Here is a 12,382-nt window from a genome sequence, read left to right as displayed (position 1 = left end):
GCAGTCAAAAGGCCGGTACTTTCAATTTGTATGCGGCGGTATACTAAAACTGCGCCACATGCAAGCCCCAGACCTGCGACCCGGTGTCCTGAGCCGGTTGCAGCCTGCCAAGGTCGTTACCATCGCAAGCGCGGGATGAAGAGGTCTGTTAAGACGAATCGTCCCCAAAGGCTGTAGTCAACGCCTGCGCCAACGGCAAGGAAGAGTAGCCAAACCGGGATGGCGTCAGCCCCATCCGTAGAACAACCATGTCATGCGACGGGAAAACGCCGATGAACTGACCATCGTGCCCCTGCAGCCAATAGGCATCTTCGAACGGTGGAAAATCTCCGGGGGCTTCCAACCAAAGGTGCCCTTTGGCATAGCGCCCGTCCGAGGCATCAACAGGCTCGACCATCCAGTCCACAAAACCTTCGGGCAAGATCCGGGCGCCGTCCCAAACTCCCTTTTGCAACAAAAGCTGACCAAACCGGGCCCAGTCACGGGCCGTGGCATACATATAGCTGGACCCGATAAACGTATCGTTGGCATCTGTCTCAAGGATCGCCGAGGCCATACCCAGTGGCGCAAACAGAGCCGTTTGCGGATATGTCAGCCCACCGTCAGGCAGCTTATCTTGCCACACCCGCGAAAGAACCGTGGTTGTTCCCGAGGAATAATTGAAGTCTGTGCCGGGTTTGGCTTCGGGCACTCGTTCCGCTGCAAAGGCAGCCATATCATTACCGAGATACAGCATCCGCGTGACGTCCGAAACGTCGCCATATTCCTCGTCCCATTGCAAGCCGCCAGTCATGGACAACATATCGGCCACAGTAATGCCCCGGCGCGAATCCTCGGCCCAATCCGGAAAACTGTCGACCAGATTGTCCGCAAGGCTCATCCGACCGGTTTCAACTAAAGTGCCGATCAATCCAGCCGTTATCGTTTTGGTCATGGACCAACCCAGCAGTGGGGTTTGCGCATCGAACCCATCGGCATACGCCTCGGTCACAATGCGCCCATTTCGAACTACCACGACAGCGCGGTATCCTTCGCCAAGCAAAGCCTCATCAGACATGATGCTTTGAATCTGCGGGTCCTGCGACAGCGCAACTTCATCGCCTGCTGGCCAAAGGCCTTGTGCGGGGCGATTGGGGGGAACCAACGACTGATCACTCAGGGCCGCATCATGAACATTGGTGCAGCCCAGCCCTTCGCGGAACTGCGATGTCGCCGGGGCAAAGAACCGAAACAGCCGCGCTTGCACCGATTGCGCCTCTTGATCAACGTCGATCGAGACCTGCTTGAGCAGCGGATGCCCCGGTGCCTGCACATCAACGGCCAGCACCTCATCAGGGTCTCGTCCGGCAATGAAAACGTTCGAACAGACGATTTTGGCAGAGTAATTTGTGCCAACCTTCAACAGATCCGGTGGCGCGACAAGCAGGTACCCAATCAAGCCTGCTCCACCCACAAACGTCAAAACGCCAAGTGTTTTCACTATTTTCCCGAACATCCGACAGTGCCGCCCATATTGTCTTCCTGCCACGCGACGTTAGAGGCAACCGAGCAACGGTTTCTAGACTTCCGTTACGTATAAACCTGATGTCATCGGGCCAGGCTTGAAACGAAATACCTGTTTTGATCTGGCGCACTCTCCCAAACCCAAACTGGCACCAACACTGCATGGAATGCGAGCTACGACCACAGAGGGTCGCAAAGTGACGTGACCCGTTAGATGGCCCGTGTTAGTGGCCATTTGAAAGGACGCTCCATGACCGAAGGCCAAAAGTTGCAAAACCCGACAGCTGGTATTGTTTTCATTCTGATCGGAATTTTGGCAATTTCTGTCAACGACATGGTGATCAAGTTTCTGTCGGGTGGTTACCCTTTGCATCAAATGGTCTTCACGAGATCGCTGATCGGAATCGGGTTCAGTTTGGCCCTGGTGCAGATGGAAGGCGGTTGGAAAATCTTGAAAACAGATCAGCCGGGGCTCCACCTTTTGCGAGGAGCGCTCATCGTCGTTGCCAATCTGACGTTCTTTACAGCCTTGGCTGTTATGCCTCTGGCCGAAGCGACTGCGGTGTTCTTTGTCGCGCCCTTGATGATAACGCTGCTCAGCATCCCATTACTCGGGGAAAAAGTTGGCCCCATGCGAATTGGTGCCGTAATTGTAGGTTTCGTAGGCGTTATAATAATGACTCGCCCGTGGGAGGCCGGTGGCACACGTGACGTTGGCCTGGTGATGTACGCCCTTCCGGTTGTCGCGGCTTTTACCTACGCGCTTAACAACGTGCTTACCCGCTTACTTGGCGCAAAATCCAAAGCCTCGGCTATGGCTGTCTACATTCAAACGTGTTTCATCGTCGTCAGCTTGTTATTCTGGTCGGTGGCGGGAGATGGACGTTTCGCCTCAGCGTTCGAGAACGAAAGCCTGGTTTTTCTACTTCGAGCCTGGGTCTGGCCAGAAGGTACCGATCGGTGGTTGTTTGTCGGGCTTGGGTTTAATTCCGCGATCATCGGCTATTGCCTGGGCCAGGCTTACCGTTTGGCAGATGCTGCCACGGTGGCTCCATTTGAATATGTCGGCCTTCCAATGGCGATTTTTTGGGGATGGGCAATCTGGGGCGAATTGCCAAACCTGCCGGTCGCAATTGGTATCACGCTGATCTTGGGATCGGGATTGTTTGTCTTCTTGCGTGAGCGCCAAAAGAAAAGAAACGTGGTTTCACAAAAGCGCGTGCACCGCCGCTATTAACGGCCCAAGCTGGTTGATCGGCCGGGTCGCACATGGCCGCGACGCGAAATCGGATTGGCTTACTCGGCCCCGCCAGGATAAATAAACCCATTCACCGGGTAGAAACTACCGTACTGGCCCGGCTGGCTTTCGACCCGGACCATCGTCCAGTCGTTGTTTTTTGACACATCCCTGACGCCCATTTTCAAGGATACCTTGTTACGGTGCCAATTGGCGTGATTCACGATGACTTCCCGTTCGGTGACAATGTCAGACACCACGGCCACATGGCCAAGTGGCATACCGCGCGTTGCTCGAAAGGACATAACCGCACCAACAACCGGCTCATTGCCTCGTGCAAAACTATTGCGTGCTTTCCCCCACCAATCCTTTGCATTACCTCGGATTTCGATTCCGCTCAGGGTACGTGCGTAGGGCACACACCAAACTCTTTGCCCCCGAGCGTGTTTTTTCGAGACCTCTTGAAGCGCCACTAGCTGACGTTCCGGATCGAGATCCGCGTCGCTCGGGCTTTGCGCGCAGGCCGAGACAAACGTAAACAACCCCATCGCAATCACAGCGCGGGATGTGCCGGTCAGCAGCGGCCAAGTCGTCGTTTTGCTGGTCCTGTTTAGCAAGAAACTTCGGTGTAGGTTTGAGTGGTGAAGAAGTTTTAAGGCGATAATGCGCCTTATGAAAAGAGCCCTGTTAAGCTCCGGCAGAAATTCGCCGGTTTCCCATTACACTTTTGCACTGGAGTTACACATATGTCCGACTGTTGGCGGCTCACCCCGGACGTCGCCGTTCTGTGGGTATGTGCAAAACACATCGCAAATCTACAACCCAATGCAGGTATGCTCATAACGCTGTATGGCACCACTGACTTCCTTGCAGAAAGCCTTTGAATCTGGCCCACAAGTTTGAGCATTCACCATTTCGGTGTCGATTTACGCGTGATCAACCCCACACGAGGGGTCCAATTTGATTGCTAGTGAACAACCGGCCTTTAGTGCAGCTGGACAATGTTTTCCGGGGCCGACGAACGAATGACCTTAAAACATTTAGACATCAGAATATTAGCAATGCATGATAGTTTCGGTCACCGAGTTGCGTCTTTTGGCGTAAATTTTCAGATCCCGGAATCCTGTTTTGGTTCCAAAAAATAGCTACGAGGTGAATAATGAACCTTGCACATTCTGAGGGTCGAACATGAGTGGCCCTGCGCAGCCCTTGATCCGGTTGTCGTCAGCGCGACCGTTCTTGAGCACGTTGAATACTGCCTGTCCGGACGCCGATGAATTGCTAACACGCTTGGGAATTTCTCGATCCTCGTGCGATGAGCCCGAAGCACATAGCCTCCCAATAGTTACGTATCATCTGTTTGAAGAGGTGGAAGCCGCCACAAACGACATTGATCTACCGGGGAAGCTTGGCGCTTTTCTAACGCCATTCGAAATTGCCGCGACTGAGCATTCCGGTTCAACTGAGCACCACCTGAACATCTATGGCAGACCCGCCGTTATGTCTGAGAAACGGTGTTTCGAGACACCTTTCGTTCCGGTGCAATTAGTGGCGTTTTTTGCCTGCTTGTTTTCAGAGATTGCTGCAAGAGTTGCCGGGAGTAGTTGGTCTGCCGACAATACGTTGGTAAACGTAAGCGATCCCAACGCATTACTAGATGACTTCAAAGGTTCCAAACCAATCCTGACACAACTGACCAAATTGACTTGCGTGGACGAGGGCACAAAACACAATGGAATTGCTTGATCCTATAGAAATCGACAGCTTTGGCGCCGTTACAATTGGGATATTGGTCTATTTCCTCGGTGCACGGCTGACCCGTCGCTATGCCGTCCTGTCCAAGTACAGCATCCCAGAACCCGTCAGCGGAGGCCTCTTGGCCGCCGTTCTGGCTCTGCTTGTAGTTTTGGCCACGGGCCGGGCGATAAGTTACGAACTAAGCGCCAGAGATTTCTTGCTGGTCTACTTTTTCACAACAGTTGGTCTCAACGCCCGTTTCGCTGACCTGCTCAAAGGTGGGCCCCTTCTTGTGCTCATGCTAGGGCTCACGATTGCCTTTATGCTCGTGCAGAATGTGGTTGGCATGGTTGGTGCGCTCGTGTTCGGTTTGCCGTCACAAGCAGGTGTGCTGTTGGGCACCGCATCTTTGATTGGTGGTCACGGCACAGCCATTGCCTGGGGCCCAACCATAGAAAACAGCTATCAAGTCACTGGCGCTTCAGAACTGGGAATAGCCACTGCCACAGTTGGTCTGATTTTAGCCAGCGTTCTGGGCGGTCCCATCGCCCGATTTCTCATCCAAAAGAACGATCTGACAAGTGCCCCGGACGTTGAAGAGGAGGTCGCGACGGTTGCGGAACCAGCCACCGACCAACCATCGACCCTGACCCATGTTGACCTGATGAATTGCGTGCTCTGGATTCACGTCGCCATTGGAATTGGATATTCAGCCTTCGAAGCACTTGAGGCGGCGGGGATCAAACTGCCTTTATTCGTACCCTGCCTTTTAACTGGTATCCTGCTATCGAACTTGTTGCCGCCGCTGCTTCCAAAGCTCTCATGGCCGGCGCGAACCCCTGCGATGAACGTGATTTCCGAATTCAGCCTGTCCGTGTTCTTGGCAATGTCGCTGATGAGCATGGAGTTATGGACCCTTGCCAGCAGCGCTGGCGTGCTGATCACAACCATGCTCTTGCAATCCATTGCGGCTGTAGCGTTCATCATTTTCATCGTCTTCCGTCTGATGGGGAAAAACTATTTCGCAGCTGTGATATCGGCAGGGTTCGCTGGTTTCTCTTTGGGCGCAACGCCAACCGCCATCGCAAACATGACTGCGGTCACACAACGCTATGGTCCTTCGCCAGTCGCGTTCATAGTGTTGCCGTTAGTCTCAGCGTTTTTTGTGGATTTGGCCAACGCGTTCATCATTCAGTGGTTCCTTGGATTTGGGTAGAGCACTGTGTTGCGCCAACGGGCTTGAAGTAAGCTCTGCAAACAAATGCCTGTTTTCCTCTCAGAACGTCCAGCCAGTTACCCCAGACCAGAGCTGCTTGGATTGCCAGATGACCAACCATCGGCTTAAGCGCGTTGAATTCTGTCCACAAAGAAACTCTGTGACTTCTATCGTATGCCCTTTAAACTGCGATCTTGTGTGTTTCATTGGTTTGCGCGGGAGCTCGAACGCAGGTGGATGGGAAGAGGACATCGGAAGAAGCCGGAAGTTCAGCGTCGTCATCTGCGCACAGTGTGGGGCTCAGCGCGGATGATCAGCAGGCGCGGTTCGAAGCAACCGCACGGGTTATGCAAGCGATCTCCGAGACCAAGGATGATGTACAGCCGGTATGCGACCTGATTGTAACACTGGCAAAAGATCTCTGTGATGCCTTTTTTGCTGGTCTGGTTCTTGGACGCGAAGGGGATGCGCGTCAGAAACTGGTTGCCAGCGTCAATCTACACCCGGATATCCAACAGCTCTGGCGCGACGGCAAGTATACGATGGAGCCGGGCAACTCGATCGTAACTGACACTATTCTCAGCGGTGAGACCAGACGCGTTGTCGACATGGGCGACACCGATTTCCATAGATCAGGAGATGAGCGCTTTAAGCTCATTGTCGACACGCATGGGTGCCGGAGCAATCTGTTTGTCCCGTTAAAGGTAGGTGGCAGCGCAATCGGTTGCCTGATGCTGGCACGGAACGAAGTGAGACCATACTCTGACGATCAGGTGCAGCTGGTTGAAACTTTCGCCGCTCAGGCGGTCATCGCGATAGAAAATGTTCGCCAGTTCAGCGAGTTGCAGGCCCAATTGGCTCGCGAAGGTGCCACGCGCGACGTTTTGGAGACGATCACCCGGTCTCGGGATGATGAAGCACCGGTATTTCAGACGATCTTGGAAAATACGGCCCGGCTTTGCGAAACGGACGTAGCTACATTGAGCCTCGTAAATGAGGCGGGAACCCATCTGGAATATGCGGCCCATTTTGGCGATCAATTGGCCACATATAAAGTCGGCGTGGATCGTTGGTCTTTGGATTCGAATTTACAGATTGCCGAAGCCGTGCGGGAAGCGCGGGTCATTCACAATGTCGATTTGCGCCAGACAGACCACTACATCAACGGGGATCGTTGGCGCCGCCAATTGGTTGATGAAGAAGGCGTCCGATCGTTTCTGACGGTTCCTTTGATGTCTGCGGATGGTGATCCTGTAGGCGTCATCGGGATTTACCGTCGGGAAGTGCGGCCCTTTACAGACAGCGAGATTTCTTTGGTCGAGGGCTTTGCGGCGCAGGCTGTGATCGCAATCGACAATACCCGCCAAATGAAGGAGCTGCGCTCACAATTAGAACGGCAAACGGCGACGCAGGAGGTACTGAGTGTCATCAGCAAAAGCCGTGACAATGACGCACGAGTTTTTGAAGCCGTGCTTCAGCAGGCCACGGAAATCTGTGACGCGGATCAGGCGGCGCTAGTTTTGGTCAACGCTGCGGGAACCCATATTCAATTGGCCGGTGCATGGGGGCACGATAGAACCGACGTTGAATTAGGAGAGGAGTGGCCTCTTGATGGTTCGGTCACGGCAGCGGCGGCGATACGAAATTGCAAGGTTGTACGTGTCGAGGACATCGCCGACACCGAGTTCTACCGCTCGGGTGATCCTACGGCTGTTACAATGGTCGAAATCGAAGGCATCAGGTCACGGGTTGTTGTGCCCTTGATGCAGGGGGAACAGGCGATCGGTGCTATTGCGGTTAGCCGCCGCGAGGTCCGCCCGTTTTCTGATCCCGACGTGCAATTCATCGAAGAGTTCGCCAAACACGCAGTCATAGCGATAGAAAATACGCGCCAATTTCGAGAGGTTCAGGAACGGCTAGAGCGCGAAAAAGCATCGCGAGAAATCCTCGAAGTCATAAGCCGCAGCCGCGATGACGAAAGACCTGTATTCCAAAGCATTCTCGAAAACTCCAGCCGTTTGTGCAAAGCGCCGTTGGCCTTTTTATGTGTCGCTGATCACGAACGCGGTCTCGCAACGATCCCGGCCAATATTGGCGCAAGAACCGATTTTGACGAAGCGCTCAAAAACTTTGTAGAGCCGCTAACGCGCACTGAATTAATTGCGATCAAACCAATGATCGATGGCGAGGTCATTCGCCAGGACGACATCGCGGACGATCCTCTTTACTTTAGGGATCGTGACCCAAAACGGGTTCAGATGGTTGAGATTGAAGGAGCCCGCTCGGTTCTGGCGGTTCCGTTGATGAAGAATGGTACCGGTCTCGGGGTGATCGTGCTCTATCGTCGTGAAGTTGCGCCTTTCTCAGACGACGATGTGGCTCTGGTCCAAACCTTTGCAGCTCAAGCCGTAATCGCAATGGAAAACGTCCGCCAGTTCCGGGAAGTGCAGGATCGGACAGCCGAAGTAACGCAAGCCTTGGAATACCAGACCGCCACCTCTGACGTGTTGTCGGTCATCTCGCGATCTCCAGACGAGCTGAGACCGGTGCTCGAAGAAATCCTGAGGGTCGCAAGCCGAATCTGCGAACCAAAATATGCCGCTATTTCGTTCCTGAATCCCGAAGACGGCCTTTATCACACTGACATCATGCTCGATTTTGACAGCGAATTCATGAAATTCATGAAAGCTAACCCGGTGCCAGCAGGACACGGGAGCGGCATTGGTCAAACAGCTGCACGAGGCGAAACAGTCTATTACAAGGATACCGAGGCGGACGAGTACAAATGGAAAGAGGCCGCGCGCATCGGGAATTACCGTTCGCTCCTGGGCGTACCGCTGATCAAGGGCAAAGCTGTGGTCGGAGTGATAGTCCTGTGCCACGACAAAGTCGCACCGTTTGATGCAAAGCAAATCGCCCTTTTAGAAACTTTTGCGGCTCAGGCCGTAATCGCGATCAACAATACTCAGCTGTTCGAAGAAGTTCAGGCCCGTACAGCCGAAGTTGAAGAGACACTGAAGTACCAGACAGCCACATCTGAGGTGCTTGATGTCATCTCCCGGTCACCCAACGATCTACCGCCTGTGTTGGATGCAATCCTGGAGGTATCGTCGCGCATCTGCTCGCCAGAGTATGCGTTCTTTGCCATGCGAGATGCCGACGATGGGCTTTATCGCGTGGTTGTGTCCCATAATGTAAGCGACGCGTTCCTGGATTTCTTGTCAAACAACCCAATAGCTCCTGACGAAGGTTCATGTATAGGGCGAACCGCGTTGCATGGAGAAACGGTCTATATCGAGGATACTCGGAACGATGCCTCTTACACGTGGAAAGAAGCCGCGGAGATAGGAGATTACCTTACTACATTGGGGGTCCCACTTGTCAAAAATGGTCGCACGCTTGGTGTTATTGTTATGGCACACAGGCAGGCGTCGGCATTTAGCGGCAAACAGATCAACCTTCTGGAAACATTCGCGTCCCAGGCCCTGATTGCTATCAACAACACGCAGCTCTTCGAGGAAGTGCAAAGGCGCACGGCAGAAGTTGAAGAATCGCTGGAGTATCAAAAGGCCACGAGTGAAGTACTCGAAGTTATTTCCCGATCTCCGGACGCCTTAGAGCCGGTATTGGAAGCGTTGCTTGCCGTTTCGTCCCGTATTTGCCGCCTTCAAGATGCTTTTGTGGCGCTGAAGAAACCTGAAGATGGCAAGTACCATTTCTTTGCTGGCCACAACGTGTCAGACGCATTCACCGACTTTATCAAAATGCACCCATTTGAACCGGGGGAAACATCTGCAACTGCACGGGCGCTGTTGTATGGGCATGCCGATTACGTCGAAGATACTCAGGCCGATCCCAATTATGATCCAGTTCTGAAGTCGAACCTCGACGGTTATCGATCCGTTCTTTCGGTACCGTTGATACGTGACGGCGACACAATTGGTGTCATCAGCATGGGGAGCAGAACCCCCGCAGCTTTTGACGAGAAGCAAATCAAGCAGATGGAAACTTTTGCTTCGCAAGCGATTATCGCCATTCGGAACTCGCAGCTTTTCAATGACACACAAACTGCACTTGCCCGCCAAACAGCAAGTGCGGACGTTCTCAGAGCTATTTCTGAATCCCCAACCGATACCAAACCAGTATTCGAGAAGATTGTCGGACTGGCAACGACGCTGATAGACTGCGACCTGGCTATTGCCATTCAAGCCAATAGAACTGAGATTTGGCAAGTCGCTGTCGCAACTCCTCAAGGTGTGGAAGAAGTCAAGTGGACGGATCGGCTTCCGATTGATCCCGAGGACAATTTACCTTCCTGGTCGATCAAAAGTGGTAAGACGCTACACATGCCAAAGTGGCGCTACGACGAATTACCGCGGCGCGACAAAAAAATCTTTCGCGAAAAGGGATTTAAATCGTCTTTGATGGTGCCCTTGATGCGCGGGAAAGACTGTTTCGGCAACTTGGTATTTATTCGAAAGACGTCAAAGGTTTTTACGGACGACGAAGTGTCGATTGCCGAGTCTTTTGCAGATCAGGCCATCATCGCGCTGGAAAACGTGCGCTTGTTTAACGAGACTCAAGCTTCTTTGGCGCGTCAGACTGCGAGTGCGGACATTCTACGGGTGATCAGCCAATCTCCTGACGACATCAAACCTGTCTTCGAGGCCATTGCAGAGGCGGGCGTACGGCTGGTTTCCTGTGACATGGTAGCCGCCATGACAGCGCAAGATAATACGTTCGAAGTTCTCGCAAGGGTCAGTGCAGAAGGAGTTGCCACCCTTGAAGGCAACCAAAGTTTTCCGATCGACCCGGATCCGATGTCCAGCTTTCCTGCTCAGGTTCTTCATCACAAGAAGATGCTTCATCTGCCCGATTGGGACACGATCGAGCTCTCGCCATTCGAACAGATTACGTATGATCGGCATGGCGTTCGCGCCGCTTTGTTGCTGCCCCTGATGAAAGGCAAAGCGTGTCTGGGCGTGTTGGTGTTCGCTCGGAAAACAGCCGGGGCTTTCACCAAAGATGAAATCGACCTCGCGTACTCGTTTGCGGATCAGGCGGTAATTGCCATCGAGAACGTGCGCCTATTCCGTGAGGCCGAAGAGGCGCGAAAGGCCGCAGAGGAAGCAAACGAAGCAAAAAGTGCTTTCTTGGCGACAATGTCCCACGAAATTCGAACTCCCATGAATGCCGTAATCGGGATGAGCGGGCTGTTGATGGACACAGAGCTGGATGCCGAGCAAAGTGACTATGCGAATACGATCCGCGATAGTGGCGATGCGCTTTTGGGTATCATTAACGAAATCCTCGATTTTTCGAAAATTGAAGCTGGACAGATGGATATCGAGAACCATCCGTTCGACCTGCGCGAATGTATAGAAAGCGCGCTCGATTTAGTCAGCGGCAAGGCTGCCGAGAAACAACTCGATTTGGCCTATGAGTTCGATGACTCACTCCCCCAGGCGATCAGCGCGGACCTGACCAGATTGCGGCAAATTTTGCTGAATCTTCTCTCTAACGCTGTGAAATTCACCGAAAGCGGAGAAGTGGTTCTGTCAGTTGAGCAATCTGCCGAGGTAAACGGATCACTGGAGCTGACGTTTAGAGTCCGAGACACAGGTATCGGCCTATCTAAAAAGGGTATGAGCCGCCTATTTCAGTCTTTCAGCCAGGCAGACAGTTCAACGACCCGCAAATATGGCGGCACTGGTCTGGGTCTTGCGATCTCGAAACGCCTCGCCGAACTTATGGGAGGGGCCATGTGGGCTGAAAGCGAAGGAGAGGGAAACGGTTCCACCTTTGTTTTCAAGATTCAGGCAAAACCTGCAAAACCAGTTAAGCCGTCCTCCCGCAATCTTGTCGGCCCTCAGCCTGAACTTGAAGGCAAACGCATTTTGATGGTCGACGATAATGCCACCAATCGCAAAATCCTGTCTCTTCAAACCGAGAAATGGGGCACCCGGACCACGACGAGTGAAACTCCGTCAGAAGCGCTGAGTATACTTGGAGAAGGCATCGAGTTCGATTTAGCAGTTCTAGACATGCATATGCCTGAAATGGATGGGGTAGAGCTTGCCAAACATATACGCGCCAAGAAGCCTGGGTTGCCACTAATCCTTTTCAGTTCACTTGGCCCGCGCGAAATAGATTTGGAGGATGGGCTCTTTGCTGCCAACCTTGCCAAACCTTTGCGCCAATCCCACCTGTTCGATACCCTGGTCACACTGTTCGCGACTGAAAAGCTGCGCGTAAAGCCGTCAAAACCACAGGACAAACCCCAAACCGATCCGGACATGGCAACGCGCCATCCACTGCGAATTTTGCTGGCAGAGGATAATTTGGTGAACCAGAAACTTGCACTCCGCCTGCTGGAACAGATGGGCTATCGCGCTGATTTGGCCAGCAACGGTGCCGAGGCTGTCGAAAGCGTCAACCGGCAGACATACGATGTCGTTTTCATGGATGTGCAAATGCCCGAGATGGATGGGCTTGAAGCGTCTCGCCGTATCAACAAAGCGCATCCGGATGGAAGCCGTCCTCGCATAGTCGCGATGACCGCCAACGCCATGCAGGGCGACCGTGAGATGTGTCTGGAAGCAGGGATGGACGACTATATCACCAAACCGATCCGCGTGCCTGTCCTCATCGAAGCCCTATTAAATTGCCCCAGAACAAGAAGGTGATCC

Annotated in this window: 6 protein-coding genes; 4 read left to right on the top strand and 2 right to left on the bottom strand. The window is 53.2% G+C overall.

Features of this window, described 5'->3' with window-relative positions; genetic code table 11:
- Positions 1-148 precede the first annotated feature (148 nt).
- Positions 149-1,495: a serine hydrolase gene (locus GS630_RS21065; protein ID WP_171621188.1), complete on the bottom strand. Its 1,347-nt coding sequence runs from the start codon at positions 1,493-1,495 to the stop codon at positions 149-151.
- Between the two features lie 258 nt (positions 1,496-1,753).
- On the opposite strand from GS630_RS21065, the gene GS630_RS21060 reads away from it, so the two are divergent.
- On the top strand, positions 1,754-2,740 hold the full coding sequence (locus tag GS630_RS21060) for a DMT family transporter (protein WP_171181922.1): 987 nt from the start codon (positions 1,754-1,756) through the stop codon (positions 2,738-2,740).
- Between the two features lie 59 nt (positions 2,741-2,799).
- Here the strand turns inward: GS630_RS21060 and GS630_RS21055 are convergent, their stop codons facing one another.
- Positions 2,800-3,357, bottom strand: coding sequence for a CHAP domain-containing protein (locus tag GS630_RS21055; protein WP_371809116.1), 558 nt, complete (start codon positions 3,355-3,357; stop codon positions 2,800-2,802).
- Positions 3,358-3,928: 571 nt separating this feature from the next.
- Between GS630_RS21055 and GS630_RS21050 the strand changes: the two genes are divergently transcribed.
- The 3 genes from GS630_RS21050 (at position 3,929) to GS630_RS21040 (ending at position 12,379) form a co-directional block, all read left to right on the top strand.
- The gene (locus GS630_RS21050; protein WP_171621189.1) at positions 3,929-4,486 is read left to right on the top strand and encodes a hypothetical protein; all 558 of its coding nucleotides are present in this window, start codon (positions 3,929-3,931) and stop codon (positions 4,484-4,486) included.
- A complete protein-coding gene (gene gltS / locus GS630_RS21045) occupies positions 4,473-5,693 on the top strand; it encodes a sodium/glutamate symporter (protein ID WP_171181927.1) in 1,221 nt (406 codons plus the stop codon). The genes GS630_RS21050 and gltS overlap by 14 nt, the downstream gene beginning before the upstream one ends.
- A 233-nt stretch (positions 5,694-5,926) precedes the next feature.
- On the top strand, positions 5,927-12,379 hold the full coding sequence (locus tag GS630_RS21040; RefSeq protein WP_171712229.1) for a GAF domain-containing protein: 6,453 nt from the start codon (positions 5,927-5,929) through the stop codon (positions 12,377-12,379).
- The last annotated feature ends 3 nt before the right edge of the window (positions 12,380-12,382 follow it).

It is taken from the genome of Ruegeria sp. HKCCD7303 (genome assembly GCF_013111185.1).
In the GTDB taxonomy this organism is placed as follows: Bacteria; Pseudomonadota; Alphaproteobacteria; order Rhodobacterales; family Rhodobacteraceae; genus Ruegeria.
The sequence above is the reverse complement of the archived record's forward strand: the minus strand, read 5'-3'. Positions and strand labels throughout refer to the sequence as shown.